This is a genomic window from Enterococcus sp. ARL09-542, assembly GCF_005234805.1.
GTDB classification, from domain to species: Bacteria; Bacillota; Bacilli; order Lactobacillales; family Enterococcaceae; genus Enterococcus_D; species Enterococcus_D gallinarum.
On the sequence record NZ_QPQX01000005.1, the window covers coordinates 136,982 to 154,654 of the forward strand.

At 40.7% G+C, this 17,673-nt stretch carries 17 protein-coding genes; 9 read left to right on the forward strand and 8 right to left on the reverse strand.

Annotated elements, in window-relative coordinates; genetic code table 11:
• The first annotated feature begins 31 nt into the window (after positions 1-31).
• The gene (locus DVW06_RS07565) at positions 32-1,486 is read left to right on the forward strand and encodes a helix-turn-helix domain-containing protein (RefSeq protein ID WP_021149954.1); all 1,455 of its coding nucleotides are present in this window, start codon (positions 32-34) and stop codon (positions 1,484-1,486) included.
• A 1-nt stretch (position 1,487) separates the two neighbouring features.
• Here DVW06_RS07565 and DVW06_RS07570 read toward each other — a convergent pair whose 3' ends face one another.
• Both DVW06_RS07570 and DVW06_RS07575 read right to left on the reverse strand, forming a co-directional pair.
• Positions 1,488-4,052, reverse strand: coding sequence for an HAD-IC family P-type ATPase (locus tag DVW06_RS07570; RefSeq protein ID WP_137264531.1), 2,565 nt, complete (start codon positions 4,050-4,052; stop codon positions 1,488-1,490).
• Between the two features lie 123 nt (positions 4,053-4,175).
• Positions 4,176-5,336: a glycerate kinase family protein gene (locus DVW06_RS07575; RefSeq protein ID WP_003126161.1), complete on the reverse strand. Its 1,161-nt coding sequence runs from the start codon at positions 5,334-5,336 to the stop codon at positions 4,176-4,178.
• A 184-nt stretch (positions 5,337-5,520) separates the two neighbouring features.
• Here DVW06_RS07575 and DVW06_RS07580 point away from each other — a divergent pair, with 184 nt between their 5' ends.
• Genes DVW06_RS07580 through DVW06_RS07595 form a run of 4 tightly spaced genes read left to right on the forward strand, consistent with a single transcriptional unit; the run spans position 5,521 to position 8,598 of the window.
• A complete protein-coding gene (locus DVW06_RS07580) occupies positions 5,521-6,714 on the forward strand; it encodes a helix-turn-helix domain-containing protein (protein WP_041119647.1) in 1,194 nt (397 codons plus the stop codon).
• Positions 6,711-6,932: a PLD nuclease N-terminal domain-containing protein gene (locus DVW06_RS07585; protein ID WP_003126159.1), complete on the forward strand. Its 222-nt coding sequence runs from the start codon at positions 6,711-6,713 to the stop codon at positions 6,930-6,932. The genes DVW06_RS07580 and DVW06_RS07585 overlap by 4 nt, the downstream gene beginning before the upstream one ends.
• A complete protein-coding gene (locus DVW06_RS07590; RefSeq protein WP_029486674.1) occupies positions 6,929-7,837 on the forward strand; it encodes an ABC transporter ATP-binding protein in 909 nt (302 codons plus the stop codon). Before DVW06_RS07585 ends, DVW06_RS07590 begins: the two co-directional genes overlap by 4 nt.
• A complete protein-coding gene (locus DVW06_RS07595; RefSeq protein ID WP_003126156.1) occupies positions 7,834-8,598 on the forward strand; it encodes an ABC transporter permease subunit in 765 nt (254 codons plus the stop codon). Before DVW06_RS07590 ends, DVW06_RS07595 begins: the two co-directional genes overlap by 4 nt.
• A gap of 163 nt (positions 8,599-8,761) precedes the next feature.
• On the opposite strand, the gene DVW06_RS07600 is transcribed toward DVW06_RS07595, so the two are convergent.
• From DVW06_RS07600 to DVW06_RS07620, 5 genes are all read right to left on the reverse strand, one after another.
• Positions 8,762-9,403 carry a YitT family protein gene (locus tag DVW06_RS07600; RefSeq protein WP_003126154.1) on the reverse strand — a complete coding sequence of 214 codons (642 nt, stop codon included), beginning with the start codon at positions 9,401-9,403 and terminating at the stop codon, positions 8,762-8,764.
• A gap of 316 nt (positions 9,404-9,719) precedes the next feature.
• The gene (locus DVW06_RS07605; RefSeq protein WP_161569478.1) at positions 9,720-10,076 is read right to left on the reverse strand and encodes a hypothetical protein; all 357 of its coding nucleotides are present in this window, start codon (positions 10,074-10,076) and stop codon (positions 9,720-9,722) included.
• Between the two features lie 145 nt (positions 10,077-10,221).
• Positions 10,222-10,614, reverse strand: a complete 393-nt coding sequence (locus DVW06_RS07610; protein WP_021149964.1) for a MerR family transcriptional regulator — start codon at positions 10,612-10,614, stop codon at positions 10,222-10,224.
• Between the two features lie 42 nt (positions 10,615-10,656).
• Positions 10,657-11,637, reverse strand: coding sequence for an aldo/keto reductase (locus DVW06_RS07615; RefSeq protein WP_003126150.1), 981 nt, complete (start codon positions 11,635-11,637; stop codon positions 10,657-10,659).
• A gap of 67 nt (positions 11,638-11,704) precedes the next feature.
• Positions 11,705-12,607, reverse strand: coding sequence for an Rgg/GadR/MutR family transcriptional regulator (locus DVW06_RS07620; protein ID WP_003126149.1), 903 nt, complete (start codon positions 12,605-12,607; stop codon positions 11,705-11,707).
• A 101-nt stretch (positions 12,608-12,708) separates the two neighbouring features.
• On the opposite strand from DVW06_RS07620, the gene DVW06_RS07625 reads away from it, so the two are divergent.
• On the forward strand, positions 12,709-14,322 hold the full coding sequence (locus DVW06_RS07625) for an ABC transporter ATP-binding protein (RefSeq protein WP_003126148.1): 1,614 nt from the start codon (positions 12,709-12,711) through the stop codon (positions 14,320-14,322).
• Positions 14,323-14,482: 160 nt separating this feature from the next.
• Positions 14,483-15,118 (forward strand): HD domain-containing protein, encoded by a 636-nt coding sequence (locus tag DVW06_RS07630; RefSeq protein WP_096710638.1) that lies wholly within the window; start codon positions 14,483-14,485, stop codon positions 15,116-15,118.
• A gap of 27 nt (positions 15,119-15,145) precedes the next feature.
• On the opposite strand, the gene DVW06_RS07635 is transcribed toward DVW06_RS07630, so the two are convergent.
• Positions 15,146-15,592 carry a DUF305 domain-containing protein gene (locus tag DVW06_RS07635; RefSeq protein WP_137264532.1) on the reverse strand — a complete coding sequence of 149 codons (447 nt, stop codon included), beginning with the start codon at positions 15,590-15,592 and terminating at the stop codon, positions 15,146-15,148.
• A 310-nt stretch (positions 15,593-15,902) separates the two neighbouring features.
• Between DVW06_RS07635 and DVW06_RS07640 the strand changes: the two genes are divergently transcribed.
• Positions 15,903-16,967 (forward strand): ABC transporter permease, encoded by a 1,065-nt coding sequence (locus DVW06_RS07640; protein ID WP_029486668.1) that lies wholly within the window; start codon positions 15,903-15,905, stop codon positions 16,965-16,967.
• Between the two features lie 10 nt (positions 16,968-16,977).
• Positions 16,978-17,667, forward strand: a complete 690-nt coding sequence (locus tag DVW06_RS07645) for an ABC transporter ATP-binding protein (RefSeq protein WP_029486667.1) — start codon at positions 16,978-16,980, stop codon at positions 17,665-17,667.
• The last annotated feature ends 6 nt before the right edge of the window (positions 17,668-17,673 follow it).

The following is a 17,673-nucleotide window of genomic DNA, read 5'->3' on the forward strand; positions in this document are numbered from 1 at the left end:
AGCTTATTCTGAATCGGAGAGGAAGCTTTCTATGGATACAATGATGAAAAGTATCATTACAGAAAAAGATTTATTACGGCAGATCCTGCTTCTCGAAGAGTTATCCAATCACAAAACGATTACGGCAAAGGCATTGGCTGCTTCGATTCAAACTACAGAGCGGACTGTCTTTACAGATATTCAGTATATTCGAGAGCATTTGCCTGACGGATGGGAAATCGAAGCGACAAGTAATGGCTTTTCTTTACTTAAAAAAGATTCCCAACTAACCAATCAATTATGGGAAAGCTTCTTGCCGCTTTCAATTGGCGCTATGTTGATCAAACAGTTATTCTTTGCAAAAGGAATCTCAACACAATCTTTCTTGCATGACAGTGGTATCTCTTTTGAAACATTGAAACGTCATGTTACAAAAATCAACCGTGGCATTAAACCATACAATATTCGAATTCAGTTGAACGCCAAGCAAGTCAAACTGTCAGGTAGTGAGATCAGCATTCGAGTTTTCTTCCATCGTCTGCTGCTGCCTTTTACCCACAATAATTATTTCTTTGAAGATTATGCTATTCATGAATCACATTATCTTATCTTTTTACAGTCACTGAAACGTCAAGAGTTGGACGTTCTTTCTGAAGAAATTTTTGGCACTTGCTGGTTCTTCATCAATACAATCCGAATCAAAGCCAATTGTCGGGTCAATGCACTCGCTTTTGATCCTTTAGATCCGCTTTTTTTACAATATCATCAGTCGCTCCAGCAAGTTTATCAAAAAGAAGGCGTCTATTTGAATCAGGAGGAGTGTTTCTTTAGTTTCTATTGTTTTCTGGAAAGTTGGAATTACAACAATCAGTGGACAAGCAAAATTGCTGTCACACTAGATGCCTATCAGGAAATCAAACAATCCGTCCAGCGATTTGTTCAAGAACTTGGGCAAGAATTGGCGATTCCCCTACTTTCTGAAACCCAGTTAGCGGACAATTTGCTGCTTTTGGTCTTAAAATTCAATGAATCCGCAAAACTGTCTGAACAATTTCAATTAGAGTATCAAGAAATGATGCACATTCGTCAACACAACTATCAAGCAATTTTTGAACGATTACGGAAATTTATCTTAGATCCAAAATTTGCCATTGTAACCGATGAACCTAAGTATATCTTGAATATGGCTTCACTCCTCGTACAACAAGCTGTGCTTCAGGCACGACCAGTAACGACCCGAGCTTTCTTCTTCTTTCAAGGAGAACCAGCATGGAAAGTTTTCTTGCAACAGGAAATAAGTGATTATTTGGGTTCTAGGATCGAATTAGTCCCAGTCGAACCAGCTGAATTCGCAGGGATGACTACTCGAAATGACGACTTCATTATTTCGAACGTCCCTTTGGATGATCCCAAATTACCAGTCTTCTATCTTTCAATGCTGCCAACTAAAAATGAGCTCAATCAATTGACTGAGCTCATCCAAACCTATTATCTGATCAACCAATGACTTAGCTTAATTCATTGGTTGTTTTTGTATTTTGCCGATTGGCGCGCCGCTTCATTAGATGCTTTTCAACTTCAACCACCGCAAAGAGTAAGAAGCCATTTACCGCGATACTAAGATGCTGTACAAGCGTCAATGTAGTTGTCCCAATCAGTTGCTGCGCAACTGGCAACACCAGAACCATTCCTTGCAAGATCACCAAGATTCCTAGAGAAATGAACAGTGCCCGATTTTGGAACATACTCTTGTTCAATGCTGGCTCTAAAAGCTCCCGACAATTCAACATGTATACTGCTTGTCCTAATACGATGTTCTGCAGGAGAATCGTTTGCTGGACTGCTTGCCCTTCAAATTGCATGGACAAAAAGTAAGCAGGAATCATGATCAGTAGAGAAACATAGACGATTCGGAACATGCTGTACATGGAAAGAATTCCTTCATTGACTGGACGTGGCGGCCGATCCATCACATCTTTACTCGCTTTTTCGAATCCTAGTGCATAAGACAATGTAATTGTTGTTACCATATTGACCCAGAGGATCTGAACTGGAGTCAAAGGTAATGGGCGATTTAACAAGAGAGCAAAAATGACAATCAATCCTTGCGCTAATGCTGTTGGCAAAAAGAAGTTGATGGTTTTTTTCAGATTGTCAAAGATCCGTCGCCCTTCTTTGACTGCATTCGCGATTGTATGGAAGTTATCATCTGCCAAAACCATATCGGCTGCTTGCTTGCTTACTTCACTTCCTTTGATCCCCATAGCGATCCCGATATCTGCTTTTTTCAAGGCGGGAGCATCATTGACACCGTCTCCGGTCATACCTACGATCTCACCATTATTTTGTAGAGCGGTCACAATTCGTAGCTTGTGCTCTGGCGTCGTCCGAGCAAAAACATCCACGTGATTGACTTGCTGTGCCAACTCCTCATCGGTCATTTGGTCGATATCTAATCCTTCAAGAACTTTCTTCGTATGTTTCAACCCGACTTGCTCGCCGATGGCTTGCGCCGTTTCTTTGTGGTCTCCTGTGATCATTTTGACTCTGATCCCCGCTTGTAAGGACTCTCTCACTGCTTTGATTGCACTGTCTTTTGGCGGATCAATGATTCCTGCAAGACCTATGAAGACTAAATCAGTGACTTCTTCATGAGCAACTTGACTGGATGCTGGAACTGTCTTGTATGCGAACCCTAAGACCCGCTGTCCTTTCTGTGCTAGCTCAGAAGCCGCTTGCTGCCAATAGGATACTTGATCTTCTGATAGCTGACTTTTATTTAGCAAAACTTCTGGAGCGCCTTTTACATATAAGATTGATTGATCCTCTTGCAAAGGATGCAAAGTTGCCATGTACTTGTAAGTAGAGCTAAAAGGAATTTTTGCTGCAACTTGTTGCAAGGGTAATTCCTGAGTCTCCACAAACTGCAGCAGCGCCCGCTCAGTAGGATTACCTTGCAAATCTGCTGCCCGCTGAGAACTATCTTGTTTCAGATCTTGACAATTTGCCATGATATCGTACATGAGCGCTTGCTCTTTTTCGGTTACAGTGACAGTATCTACAACGGTCATTTCATTTTTTGTCAACGTTCCTGTTTTGTCCGAACAAATGACTGTCATTGCACCAAGCGTTTCCACCGACGGCATCGTCTTGATGATTGCTTGCTGATCTGCCATTTCTTTGACACCCATTGACAAAATCATGGTTAAAACAGCTGGTAATCCTTCCGGAACCATTGCTACGATTAACGCGATCACTGAGGAAAACAACACGTTTAGTTCTAGACCATACCGGAATGCGGTAAAGAAAATTAAGAAGAGAATCAGCGCGACAATACCGCGAAAAATCTGCTTGTTCAACTGATGCATTTTCTTTACCAACGGTGTCTCTTGTGATTTCACTGACTGCAAAGCTTGATTGATCTTACCGATTTCTGTCTCGTCGCCAGTTGCTACTACCACACCGATAGCTGACCCACTTTGAACACGTGTACCAGAGAAGACCATGTTCTTTTGATCTCCAATAATACTGTTTTCTGTGATGACGTGTTCTGTTTTCTTGACTGGCTCAGATTCTCCAGTTAAGATCGACTCTTCTACGACCAATCCATGATTTTCGATCAATCGCATATCCGCTGGTACGACATCGCCCGCCTTCAATGAGACTAAATCTCCTTGAACGATCGACTCTGCGGCAACAGTTTGCTGCAGTCCTTCCACAATGACTACGGCTTCTTGGCCCATCATTTGTTTTAAGCCGTCCAAAGATTCTTCCGCTTTTCGTTCCTGCCAGTAACCCACAATGCCGTTGATGATAACAACTAGAAGAATGATACCACTTTCTACATAATCACCTGTAACAGCCTTTAAAGCTGCAGCAACCATCAACACGATCATCAACAAATCCGTAAAATGTTTTGCGATTTTTTGCCAAGTTTTGATTTGAACTTTTTCTGCAATGCGATTTGCATCATCTGCTTCTAACCGTGCCTGACGTTCTTTATTTGAAAGTCCCTGACGATCGGACTGTAGCTGCTTCATCAATTGTTCTTTTGAAATTTGATACCACTTCATTGTCATTCCCCCTAATGTCTTTTTAGCTTTCGCTTGTCTATAAGTATAGGGGGGATTCTTAAAAATAAACGGTCGATTATTTCAGTCTAATATGAAAAAAATGCCCATTAAAAAAATGCTCTATTAGAAAGATCCATTTCCTCCACCATCACCATGATTCGCTCTTGTGATTTTTTCATGAAACATCGCGATAGCCTGTGCGGTTTCTGCCATATTTGCGAGCGTTACACTTTTTTTCATTGCTTCATCAAGAAGAAGTGGGCCTGGTTGAATACTGAAAATACCAGCAAAATACTGACCGATCTCTCCTAGATCAGGCTCCCTTTGCCCACACAATGCAACAACTGGAATAGCATGGGGCTGTGCGATTTTGGCCACACCTAATGGCACTTTTCCGGCTGCAGTTTGACGGTCAAAACGGCCTTCACCGGTGATGATCAACGTAGCATCACTGATTCTAGTCTCTAATTTCAACAGTTTCGCAATGGTCATAAATCCAGGACAGATCTGTCCCCCTAGTAAGACCGTCGCACCGCCGATACCTCCAGCAGCACCCGTTCCAGCGATCCCATTTAAATCAATTTGGTATTCTTGCTGCACGAAATACGCTACTTTTTTTGCTTGCTGCTCCAATACCTGTACCGTTTGAGGTAAAGCACCTTTCTGAGGTCCGAAAGTAGTTGCAAATCCTTCAGCTCCAGTATAAGGATTAGTTACATCTGCTAAAACCAACAGTTCGATACCAGAAAGCAGTTTCTGCACTGCTGTTATCGAAAAATAATTTATGGTCAACAAAGGATTGCGCGCATCTGCCGCAGGTTGATACATTAGTTCCGCACCTAATGCTTCCAGTAAACCCAGTCCGCCATCTGTTGTTGCACTGCCACCTAACGTTACATAGATCTGTGCTACTTTTTCATTGATTGCATCTGCGATCAAAAGACCTAGCCCGTAGGAACTAGCCTGTCTGGTTGTTTGATCTGAAGGATCAAGTAATTGGATACCGATGATTGCTGCACATTCAATAATCGCTATTCGCTTTTGATTGATTGTTGTCAGTAAATACGAAACTACTCGTTCTTCTCCTAGGGGACCGACACTTGTTACGGATTTATACTGTCCTCCATAGGCAGCAAATAACGCAGCCATTGTTCCTTCTCCACCATCTGCGATGGGGATTGATTCTTTTTCCCATTGTACTGGAAACCCTTTAAGTGCTGCCTGATTTAATTCTTCCGAGGTAGCACTCCCTTTAAATGAGTCAATCATTGCTATCACTTTCATATCGAACCCTCACCTCGTTTTCTTTCATTAAACACTGAAATACGTCTTACAACAAGAAAAAAGAGTGTTGCTACTCTTTATCAACCCATGGTTAACTTTATCAATCAAAAGTTAACTTGTTCTCCATTGTGCTCCTCTCTTTCCTGTTCTACAATAAAGTTAGCCAATTCAATGGAGGTGCGTCATGGAATTACCAATTGGACAGGAAATAGCTAAGAGAAGAAAGGACAAACAAATCACTCAAACAGAGCTAGCTGATTTTATGAGTGTTTCTAAGGCCTCGGTTTCTAAATGGGAGACGGGCCAATCTTATCCAGATATTACATTGTTGCCACTCTTGGCTGCTTTCTTTGATTGCAGCGTCGATGATCTTTTAGTGATCAATTCTCAGCTAACAACTCAAGAAATCAAGCGGATTTACCAGTTGTTGAAAGACTCGTTTGAAACTAAATCCGCTGATGACGTGTTACTTATGCTGAGAGGATTCATTCGCCGTTATTATTCCTGCTATCCATTTCTGATGCAGATGGGACTTTTTTATCTGAATCATTGGGATCTGTTGCCTATTCCAGCTCAAGTTACTAGGACAGAACAAGTACCAAATAATGAGAAAACTGTTGAGGATCAACGAAAGTATTACTTACAAGAGGCGGTTAAATTATTTGAATTAGTCAAAACTAACGGTTCCGCTGACCTCCTGCAACAAGCTAGCTATTATGAAGCCTATTCAATGCTTATGCTTGGTCAGGCAGAGGACATTTTAGGTGTATTAGGAAATAAGACACCCGTTTTCTTGCCAGTGGAATCTTTGATTGCAGCTGCGCACCAACAAATGGCAGATGGCTCAGCCGCAGAAACTGTTCTTCAAAGTGCCATTTATCAATATGTCACAGTTTTACTCAGTCTGTTGACTAACTACACGCTTTTGCTGACCAAAAAACCCCAAGCTATGGAAGCAACTTACCAACGAGGGCTGGCCTTTTGTGAAACATTTGACTTATCCAGACTACATCCAGTCATTATGCTCAATTTTTTGGCTGCCTGTTTGACCACTTTTGCTGTACAAGGCAATAGTGCCCGCTTGCTTTGCGCTTTGACTCGTTATGTCTCATTGCTGGAAAAAACAGAAGATCCTTATCTCCTTCATGGTGATGCGTACTTTGATCAGATCGAAAGTTGGATTGATGAGTTGGAACTTGGAAATCAGATGCCCCGTAGTTCTAATATGGTAAAAAAACAATTGACAGGGCTGATTCTTGAATCACCCCTATTGCAGCCCTTCAAAGATCAACAATCATTTACAGAATTATTCCAGCGCTTGCAAGCAGTAGCCGCCCATACTGCAGATGACACTCATGGAAAGGAGGAAACACGATGATGACCACGAGCATTCCAGAAAATATTGGTGACTATCTACCCATTCTGATCCCATTAGCACTTTTGCAATTCGGGTTGATACTTGTTGCTGTTTTAGATATCGTTAAACAGAAACACTTTAAATTCGGCAACCGCACGTTATGGATACTTGTTTCTTGTTTGATTAGTATTATTGGACCAATTTTGTATTTCACTTTTGGGAAAGGAGAAAAAGAATGAACGTCATTGAGATCAATCAATTATCTAAGTCTTTTGGCGAAAGAAAAATTCTAGATGCCATTTCTTTTGTCGTTCCCAAAGGGAGTGTTGTCGGCTTTGTCGGGGAAAATGGTGCTGGTAAAACAACAACGATGAAGCTGATTTTAGGCTTGCTAAAGTCAGATAGTGGGCAGATCACGGTCTGCGATGAGCCAGTTGTCTATGGAAATGCTCAAACAAACCGTAAGATAGGCTACTTACCGGATGTTCCCCAATTCTATTCTTTCATGACCGCAACAGAATACCTGAATTTTTGCGGAAAAATAAGCGGTCTTGGCAAACAGCTGACTAGCCGAATCGATGAGATTCTTCAGCTGGTCAATCTTGAAAAAAACACCAAAAAAATCAGCAGCTACTCACGGGGGATGAGGCAACGGCTGGGTCTTGCACAAGCTTTATTGTCAAAACCAGAAATATTGATTTGTGATGAGCCGACTTCTGCGCTGGACCCGCTGGGACGCAAAGCCTTTCTAGATCTTTTACTTGCCATCAAACAAGAAACGACAGTTCTTTTTTCTTCACATATTTTATCGGATGTTGAACAAATTTCGGATTACGTGGCGATTTTACATCAGGGAAAGATCAAACTCTTTGGTGAAATGGAAGAATTAAAGACACAATTTCGCCAAGAAGATTATCTTCTTCAATTTGCCAGCTCACAAGAAACAGAGCACTTCTGTCAGCTCGCGAAAGGTGCGGCGATTAATTGGACGAGGGAAAAACATCAACTGATTATTCCAGAAAATCAAACTTTTCAACAAGGCCAAAAAGTGCTGCAACTCATGGCTGAAAATGAATTGGTCCCCTTACTCTTCCAAAAAAATGAATCCTCGCTAGAAAAAATCTATTTGGAGGTAGTTAAATGACGCAGCTAACAGTTTTTTTAAGAAAAGAAGTATTAGGCGGCTGGCGGAATAAAAAGATCATCATTTGTGGAGTGATTTTTCTGATGGTGGGCATGCTCTCGCCTTTTCTGGCAAAAATAATGCCGGATATCTTTTCTTCCATGGTGACAGATGGGATCCAAATCACTGTTTCCACGCCGACATCTGTCGATTCGTGGATGCAATTTTATGGCAATATCGGTTCATTGGGTCTCTTGGTTTTTGTGATACTCTTTGCGGATACGATTTGTGCGGAAATTGAGCAAGGAACTCTGATCAATCTAATCACAAAGGGATTGCCAAGACAAACGATTCTTTTAGCAAAAACACTTTATCTTTATTTCCTTTGGACACTTTTCTATGCTGCCGCTTTTCTCATTTGTCTTCTTTATACAAGAATTTATTTCAATGACTCTTTGACCCATCATCTTATCAGTGCGGGTTTTAGTTATTGGTTATTTGGGCTATTGTCAATCAGCTTACTGCTGTTAAGCTCCGCATTTGCTAAAAATGTTTACCAAGTCTTACTCTTTTTAGCTGCTTTTTATGGTATTGGCGTATTGGGCAGTCTCTTTGAATCTCTCCAAAAGATCAATCCTTATTCATTGTCCAGCCAGACAATTGCTTATATTCAAGGAAATTCAGAGCTGATGGACTTCTTACCAGCTGTTCTGATAGCTGTAGTCGGATCGTTTTTGTCATTAATCATTAGTCGTTCGATTTTTCAAAAAAGAAAGCTTTAGACTAATTTGATTATTTCTGGGAAGTAGTAAATAACAGCCTCTCTGACAATTGATGTCAGAGAGGCTGTTATTTTGAATAAGTGATATTTTTTAGTCCCGACAGTAATCTCAATCTCTCTTCGCGAACGCGATTATCAACAAAGGGAATCGAAGAGAGGTTCCCTCATCCAGCCGTTCTTTTTTCTTTGACAGGAGCGGATGCAAGTGTGGACTCCTTTGCTTCCTTTCTTTTGACAAATTGACGCTGCCCTTTGAGCAAGATATTCATAAAGAAAGCAATGAGATAGATCGAGCAAGCAGAAATGATCGCTTCTCTCAGTCCAAAGACCAGAAAGTTCAAAACAATGATCGTTGTATTGGTCAAGAAGATCCCGACTGCTTTTTTTATGCCGAAATATTTTTCAAAAATCAACGGTGGGATCGTGACTCCCCCATTGGATGCACCGATACAGTAAAGGGTAAATATCCCTAAGCTAAAGAAGAAGCTTCCTAGAATCAAAGAGGCTGGGTAAAATTCCCAAACCATCCATTCAGGAATCCATGCTAATATGACAGGAAACAACAGGCTTCCAAAGACGGTATTGATAAAGACTTTCCGCTCTAAAAAAAGAAACGCTAGTCCTAACATAATCAAGTTGATTCCCCAGACAATCAGATGGCGATCAATGGCTAATCCTGTTTCTATAAGATACCCGATTGAGCCCACCCCGGCCGAGGCAATGCTGTGAGGTAAAAGAAAGAAGTTCAATGCAATACAGATCCATAACACCCCTAATGAAATCAAGCCTATTCGTTTGATAGTCATCCACCTGTTTCCTTTCTGTATTTCAATCTATTGATCTTCTTGATATTGCTGCCATTTTAACAAAAAAAGCAGCAGAAAGAAGAGTCAAATTTTTCATGTCGCTATGAAAAATTTGACTCTTCTGGTAATCGCTAAAACGACAACCTTTATTTAATTCAACGGATTTTTTTATAACAAATGATTCGAAATAAACAAAGTTCTCTTAGCCAAGAAGGTTGGCTGCTCACTGATTTGCGCAAGTAGATCTGCTACTTGTAATTCGACTTCTCTTATCTGATTGTCCTTGCTCGTTTGCAGATCAGATTCAGGTGAACACTCATGCAAAAAAAGCAGGAAGATGCAAAATCGTATAGTCACACATCGCTTCTTCAATCATCCGAATAGATAATGTCATTTGACTGCTTCGAGCTTTCTTGTGCGTCGTTTTTGTTTCCGGGATTTGATCTGACAGGAAGCTTTCCTCTGGTTTCACCAGGCAAATGATTCGGGTTAAGTCAAGTAGTTTCATCGCTTCTATGATTCGCCAGGTGACTTGTGGCTCAGGCATCTCACAAAGGTAAACGATTTCACAACTAATCATTCCTCGCAAGATCCTGCCTAGATCTAGTAAATCACCTTGAAACATGCTTTCTCGTTGAGGATCAAGCAATGTCGTCTGATTCTTTTTTGGCACGTACAAAACAAGCGTCTCGTCTCTCGCTAATAATTGTTTTCTGATAACAGAAGAAGATCTTGGGTACCGAAAATCATTACTTTTGTCATACGATTTCTTTCCTATTTCGGCTGTATCCTAAAAGGGATTACGTGTAATTGCAAAATTAATTCGTAAACGTTTCTTTGCGTAACCGAGCTTCAGCAGGAATGATGTGGTCATCATAATGTTCCAATTTGTATTCCAATCGTTCTACCGCTTCTGTCATGGTTGCAATTCGTTCATGCAACGCTGCGATTTGCTCTGCTAGCAATTGTTTTCTTTGAGGAACTGTCTGACTCCCTTCACGAAATAACGCCAAATAGGTTGACAAAGACTCAATCGAAAGTCCTGCTTTTCTCATCTTACTGGTAAACTCGATCCACTTGAGATCTTCTTCATCAAAGACTCGAACACCATGAGCATTGCGTTTGACTGGTGGTAGAAGGGCAATCTTTTCATAGTAGCGGATCGTATCTGCAGAAAGACCGCTAAGTTCACTTATTTTTTTGATATTCACATAGATTCCTCCTGCTATTCCTACGATATTTCTCTAGTAAAATCAATTGGCGCCTACAACCGCATGCGGAAGATAAGGTTCTTCTAAGTAAGCAACTTCTTCTGTGGATAGCTTCAACTCAATGGCTGGCAAAGCATCCAGTAAATGACTTTCTTTTGTCGCCCCAATGATTGGTGCCACGACTGATTCTTTTTGCAATAGCCATGCCAAGGCCACTTGTGCTCGTTTGACTTGACGTGTCTCAGCAATCTCTGCCACACGGCGAACGATCAATTGATCTTGTTCTTTAGTCTGATCATATTTTGATTGTGCTGTTTTATCTGTCGCAAAACGTTTCGTTTGTGCATCCCAATCACGAGTCAAACGACCGGCAGCTAATGGACTGTAGGGTGTGATCGCAATTTTTTGATCATCACAAAGGGGGAGCATTTCCCGCTCTTCTTCTCGATACAATAAATTCAAATGATTTTGCATGGAAACAAATTTGGTCCAGCCATGTTTATCTGCAACCGCCTGTGCTTTGGCAAATTGCCAAGCGTACATTGCTGAGGCACCAATATAGCGAACTTTCCCTGTTTTCACTAAATCGTGAAGTGCTTCCATCGTTTCTTCGATCGGTGTTGTATAATCCCAGCGATGAATAATGTAGAGGTCTACATAGTCCATTTGTAATCGTTCTAAACTTTGTTCAATTTCAAAAAAGATCGCTTTGCGTGAAAGCCCACCGCTATTGGGGGCTTTTTTCATTTTAGAATAGAGCTTGGTTGCGACGACGATTTCATCTCGTGGGGCAAAATCATTCAACGCTTTTCCCAATATTTCTTCGCTGGCACCATAGGAATAGATATTCGCTGTGTCAAAAAAATTGATTCCTAGATCAAGGGCTTTTTTGATGACTTCTCGACTTTCCGTTTCTTCCAATACCCATTCATGAAAGCCGCTTTTCGGATCACCAAAGCCCATTGCCCCTAAACAAAGGGGGGAGACTTCTAATCCAGTATGTCCAAACTTTACATAATCCATTGTCGTTCCTCCTTAAGATTGATACTTCTAGCATACGCCTTCGAGTGAACTCCAAGTCAACCCCTTTTTAATAATTAAAAAAATTCAGATTGATCGTCAGCTCACGATAATTCGTATCTTGATAATTTTCCCGCCAATTCTTGGCCCGCTTCTCAAAATAGTGTTCGGTTTCCTTCTGATAAAAAATTCTCGCTAAAGAAATTGCTTGGTCAAAGCATCCATTGCCCTGTTCTGGTTGTTTTTCCAGATAAAAAAGAATTCCTTGGTTAAAAATATAGGTGATTCTGGGGCGCAATAAAATTGTGCGTTCGTCCAGACTCTGCCGATACAGTTTCTGGATCTTTCTGGCTGCTGGAAGATTGCGGTGAAACACATATTTAGAAAAAAAGTTCTCCAACAGATCATAATAAAGGGCATTGGTTTGCGGAACACTTTGGTACAGCTTGGCTTTTTTCAAAATGCTTTTCAGTAATAGATCCATCTGTTCTGTGTCCAATGCAAAGGTAAAAATACTGATCAAACGCAACTCCATCTCACCCCAATTATTGACTTGCTGGAGATAGCTGAGTACTTTTTGAGAATGAATGAATGGACGATTATTTCCTGCATTGAGTACATCTTCAATGAAACAGCCTAAAAACTGCGGCCAATCATACGGACTCTGACTTTCAGCAAAAAAACGTTGTGCCAACGAACGAGCCGACTCTTCTTGATTCGTATTAAGATACTCCTGCATCTGCTCGATAGACTTTTCAAAACGGTCTTTAAAAGTCTGTTTCCCAACAAATTGAAACTCCTCGATCGTCACATTGATATTTTGCAAGCATGTAAAAAACTGATCGACCGTCAACATTGATTTTCCATTTTCAAAACGTGAAAGTTGTGCACTTGATATCCCTTGCTGACATGCTTCCTTCAAAGTAATCCCTTTTTCTAAACGCAGTTTCTTAAATGTCGCTCCATAGTCCATTCACAGCACCTCTTTACATATATGTAATTATTCCTTCGCTTTTACTTTACCCTTTTACAATAAAGGTATCAAGAAAGGTAATAAGAAAGGAGCAAAAAATAATGAAAAAGGTGTTATTGGTACATTGGAAAAATCAGGGAGTCGTCCTGCTTTTAATGGCAGGAGTCGCACTTTCACAAACGATAGCCAGCTTGCAAAATGTGCAGGTTCTAAACAGTCTCATCCAATTCGATCAAAAAGGATTTATCCAAGGTGTTGTAGGGATGGTCTTAGCCTATAGTTGTTTCCTGATGTTTATTTATTTGCAAATCCGTTATACAGCCTATACATCTCAGAAGATGTCCCTTTATTTGCGAGATCAATTATTGACTCGGCTACGATACAGTGATTATCAGACATTCCACAAAGTTACCGTAGGCAACTATGCATCAAAATTGAGTAACGATATAACCATGATCGAAACAGATGGCTTCGCCAATATCTATCAGGTCATGCAAGGTGTATTGTCTTCACTATTTGCCGTTATCGCATTAGCCCAATTTCATTGGTCATTGATCGTGCTCACCTTAGGTCAGTCCTGTTTGTTGCTTTTGTTGCCGAAAATCTTCCAAAAAAAGATGAAACAATCAGCTGTCGCTACCGCCCAGGCAAATGAAGCTTTTTTGAGTAAAACCAACGAACTGTTAGCTGGATTTGATACTTTCCTAAATTTCCAGCGTCTTGATTTTCTTAAAAATAAACTCTTGGGTTCCGCACAAAGAATCCAGTCTGCAAAGCTAAAACAAGCACAAGTGATGGCTGCTGTCTCTGTAACTGGCGGAATTGGCAATGTGACTGGTCAATTGAGTGTCTTAGGTTTTACTGGCTACTTGGCTTTTCTGCAAATCGTTCCCATCGGAGCGATTACAGCAACAGGAAATCTTGCTTCGACAATTTTTAATACATTAGGAAATATCAGTTCCTATCTGTCAAAAATACAAGGCACATTCCCTTTATTCGATGCATTTGCTTATGAGAAGCCAGCGCATGAGATTTCGCTACCCAGCAAAAAAACAAACGATGCAAAAGATCTTGTGTTGGCACAAGCTTCTTATTGTTATCAAACGACCGATGGAAAACCGCAACGAATGTTGTTCAATCTCTCAACCACTTTTAAAGCTGGACAAAAGTATGCCATCGTGGGGGAAAGCGGCTCAGGCAAGTCAACATTATTCAGTTTGTTGACTGGACGGCGCAAAGACTATAGCGGATCGATCCGCTTGGGAGAAACGGAAATAAAAGAATTCCCTTTAGAAGAATTGCAAGACAATGTGACAGTTATTGATCAACGTCCCTTTGTCTATCAAGCATCGATTCGCGAGAATCTGACATTAGGACAATTTTTTCCCGATGAAGAAATCGAGCAAGCGCTAAAAAAAGCGGAACTCTTTGCAGTTATTGAACAACTACCTGAGCAGTTAGACACAGTTCTTACCGAAACAGGTGGTAATCTTTCAGGGGGACAATTGCAGCGTCTTGCACTAGCTAGAGGCTTCCTATGGAAAAAACCTATTTTGTTAGTTGATGAAGGAACCTCTAATCTTGATCAAGAAAATGCTAAAAAGATCGAGAAATTACTGTTGCAACAACCGCAAACCGTCCTGTTTATTACCCACCACCTTCGAGACGAAATCGTCCAAAAGTTAGATGGTGTTCTCTCACTTACCCCCTCCTAGCAAATTGATCGCGATGACTCTTTTATCAATAGGTCCTATTTGCTAAACTGAAAGTAGCTGATTCAACAAAAATCAATGCTTTGATTCTTAATAAAGCATTGACTTTTGTTGTGATGACTTTTTGTCTGCTAAACAAGAAATGAGCCAATGGAGGTTTTTGATGGTCAACCCACAGCTAATGCATTATTTAGAAACAACAATCATTCCACAATACAAGCAATTTGACACAAGTCACTCCCCTGAGCACGTCTATCAAGTGCTCGAAAACAGTATAGAAATCGCTGCCCCATTATCGGTTGACTTAGACATTGCCTCTACTGTTGCTGTCTTTCATGATCTTGGTCTATTAAAAGGACGAAAAAATCATGAACGCGCTTCAAGATCTATGGTAGAATCAGATGCTTTTTTGGCGGATTACTTTACCAAAGAACAGCGTAAAATAATCGGAGAAGCCGTCGAAGATCATCGTGCTTCCCTCTCCTATGAGCCACGATCCATCTATGGCAAAATCATTTCAGAAGCTGATCGTGATCTTGATTTTTATCGGATTCTCGAACGCACGATTTACTTTGCCATCGAAAAAAAGAGTCTTTCTGATCCTGATAATCTTTGCCAAGAGGCATTTGAATACATTCAGCAAAAATACGGTCCCCACCATCACTTGACCTTTTGGCTCGGCTATTCAAAAAATATCGCAGGCTTAGCAGAGATCCATGAAATGCTCACAGATCCGATCAAATTTAACAGCGCTTTTTCTGATTGCTATGAACAACGAATGAAAAAGCCGACTTCTTGAGCTAAGACGTCAAGATCCGGCTTTGTTTCATTTTTCTAGTCGTTCGATCATTTCTTTCATCTTTTCAATTTCTTCTTTTTGAGTTTGGATAATATCATCCGCTAGTTCTTTGACCTCAGGATCTTTGATGGCCGCATTGGTACTGGTTAAAATGGCAATCGAATGATGAGGAATCATTGCTTTCATCCATTTCACATCATCAACAGCCGTTTGGGAGCGCACCATGAAAAGTGAACCACAGAATACGAGTACACTGACAGCTAAAATCGCTAGATTCCATTTCTTATTTTCGTACATTTTCCACATAAATAAGAGCATGATCATCGCCATCACGGCCCCCATCATCAACGCCATAAATAATCGAGTCTGACTATAAAAGACATGATCCCATTGAAAAACATTCAGGTACATCATCCCAAACATCACGACCGTCGATACTAAAATCATCACACCAAAACGCACATACTGTTTCATTTCTATCTCCTCTTTCCATAAAAATATCCACTATTAGTCTATCAGGATTGATTGTTCCTACTCAAACGAAACGCTTAATTGTGATTAGGAGACGAAGCATTGTTCACTCTTGCAAGTTTTTTCCTGGTTCCTCTATGGATTGCCAGGTATCAGGATTTTTGTTCTATCGCTTTTCCTAGGCTTTTTTTCAGCTTTTCTGTCAGATCTTTGCAGGAAGGAAGAATCCATGCCAAAGCAATAAATTTTGCAGCTGAATAAGAATGTGGTAACTTGATTTTATCACATGATAAAATTTCTAGGAGGAAGTTGTATGTTTTTAGCAATAAATGAAATCCGCCATTCTAAATTGCGGTATGCACTGGTTACCGGTGTCATGTTTTTGATCGCTTACTTAGTTTTTTTCTTGACCGGGCTAGCCTATGGTCTTGCCCAAGAAAACCGAACTGCTGTCGATAAATGGTCGGCATCAGAGATTTTATTAGCCGAGGAAGCGAATAACAATTTGAATATGTCCATGATCCCTCGTAATCTCTATGATGAAGTCAAAGCAGATGAGAAAGCTGTATTGGCTCAAACTGCGGGTGTGATCACCAGGGAATCCGGTGGTGAAAAAGTTGATGTCAGCTTTTTTGGGATCGAACCAGATCAATTCTTGGCTCCTAAACTCACGGAAGGCGAACTTTTCGCGAACGACGATGAGGCAGTTGCTGACAGCAGTTTGAAAGAGGAATACGACATTAAGATCGGCGATACCGTCAAATTAGCCGGCAATGAAAAGAAACTGAAGATCGTCGGCTTTACAGAAAATGCTCGCTTCAATGTCGCACCTGTTCTCTACACGACGATTGGTGCCTATCAAGAAATTCGCTTTGAAACAAAAGATACCAGCGATAAAGCCCGCATCAATGCCATCGTTACGCGAGGAACAGTTGAAGAAGTACCGGATGAATTAACAGCAACCAAAATTAGTGATTTCATCAATGAATTGCCTGGTTATAGTGCTCAAGTGCTAACCTTTGGGTTTATGATCGGCTTCTTGATCGTCATTGCTGCCATCGTTATCGGGATCTTTATTTATGTCTTGACTATGCAGAAATCTGATATTTTTGGTGTCATGAAGGCACAAGGAATTTCTAGTCGTTACATCGCATTTTCTGTCATCGCACAAACTTTCCTTTTAGCAACGGTGGGCGTATTGGTAGGATTAGCGGCGACGATCGGAACGGCGTTGGTCTTGCCGCAAGCTGTGCCCTTTCAAGTAAACAGCCTCTTTTTTGCAGGTATTAGTGTGTTGATGATTTTGATTGCGATTGTCGGTGCTTTCTTCTCAGTAAGAACGATTGTTAAGATTGACCCATTGAAAGCTATTGGATAGGAGGATAAAAATGAGTGCCATTGAATTTAAAGATGTGAAGAAAACCTTCAAAGATGGAGATACGATGATTGAGGCTTTGAAAGAGACAAACTTTTCCGTTGAAAAAGGAGAATTTGTCGCCATCATTGGACCCTCTGGTTCAGGTAAAAGTACTTTTTTAACTATTGCGGGAGGATTACAAGCACCTACAGCTGGTGAAGTTTTGATCAACGATCAGCCTTTTAGTGACCAGAAAGAAAAAATTCGGGCCAAATTACGATTCAAAGAGATCGGTTTTATTCTTCAAGCTTCCAATCTTGTCCCATTCTTGACCGTTAAAAAGCAACTGAAACTAGTCGACAAAGTCAGCAAAGAGAATAAAACCCAATCTGCCCAAGATTTATTTACCCAATTAGGAATCGATAAATTGCAAAACAAATACCCCGAAGATCTCTCCGGTGGTGAACGTCAACGGGTGGCGATCGCTAGAGCTTTGTATCATGACCCAACAATTATTTTGGCGGATGAACCAACAGCCAGTCTGGATTCCGAAAAAGCCTATGAAGTAGTCAAAATTCTTGCGCAAGAAACAAAGGAAAAAAATAAAGCGACGATTATGGTGACCCATGATACCCGACTAACTGATTATTGTGATCGGGTGCTTGTAATGGAAGACGGTGTCTTAAAGGAAAAAGAACACACAAAAACACAACACGATTAATCTGAA

Excerpts from the sequence above, each read along its gene's own strand:
- DVW06_RS07565 (WP_021149954.1), top strand. The coding sequence starts at position 32 with ATGGATACAATGATGAAAAGTATCATTACAGAAAAAGATTTATTACGG.
- DVW06_RS07570 (WP_137264531.1), bottom strand. The coding sequence starts at position 4,052 with ATGAAGTGGTATCAAATTTCAAAAGAACAATTGATGAAGCAGCTACAG.
- DVW06_RS07575 (WP_003126161.1), bottom strand. The coding sequence starts at position 5,336 with ATGAAAGTGATAGCAATGATTGACTCATTTAAAGGGAGTGCTACCTCG.
- DVW06_RS07580 (WP_041119647.1), top strand. The coding sequence starts at position 5,521 with ATGGAATTACCAATTGGACAGGAAATAGCTAAGAGAAGAAAGGACAAA.
- DVW06_RS07585 (WP_003126159.1), top strand. The coding sequence starts at position 6,711 with ATGATGACCACGAGCATTCCAGAAAATATTGGTGACTATCTACCCATT.
- DVW06_RS07590 (WP_029486674.1), top strand. The coding sequence starts at position 6,929 with ATGAACGTCATTGAGATCAATCAATTATCTAAGTCTTTTGGCGAAAGA.
- DVW06_RS07595 (WP_003126156.1), top strand. The coding sequence starts at position 7,834 with ATGACGCAGCTAACAGTTTTTTTAAGAAAAGAAGTATTAGGCGGCTGG.
- DVW06_RS07600 (WP_003126154.1), bottom strand. The coding sequence starts at position 9,403 with ATGACTATCAAACGAATAGGCTTGATTTCATTAGGGGTGTTATGGATC.
- DVW06_RS07615 (WP_003126150.1), bottom strand. The coding sequence starts at position 11,637 with ATGGATTATGTAAAGTTTGGACATACTGGATTAGAAGTCTCCCCCCTT.
- DVW06_RS07620 (WP_003126149.1), bottom strand. The coding sequence starts at position 12,607 with ATGGACTATGGAGCGACATTTAAGAAACTGCGTTTAGAAAAAGGGATT.
- DVW06_RS07625 (WP_003126148.1), top strand. The coding sequence starts at position 12,709 with ATGAAAAAGGTGTTATTGGTACATTGGAAAAATCAGGGAGTCGTCCTG.
- DVW06_RS07630 (WP_096710638.1), top strand. The coding sequence starts at position 14,483 with ATGGTCAACCCACAGCTAATGCATTATTTAGAAACAACAATCATTCCA.
- DVW06_RS07635 (WP_137264532.1), bottom strand. The coding sequence starts at position 15,592 with ATGAAACAGTATGTGCGTTTTGGTGTGATGATTTTAGTATCGACGGTC.
- DVW06_RS07640 (WP_029486668.1), top strand. The coding sequence starts at position 15,903 with ATGTTTTTAGCAATAAATGAAATCCGCCATTCTAAATTGCGGTATGCA.
- DVW06_RS07645 (WP_029486667.1), top strand. The coding sequence starts at position 16,978 with ATGAGTGCCATTGAATTTAAAGATGTGAAGAAAACCTTCAAAGATGGA.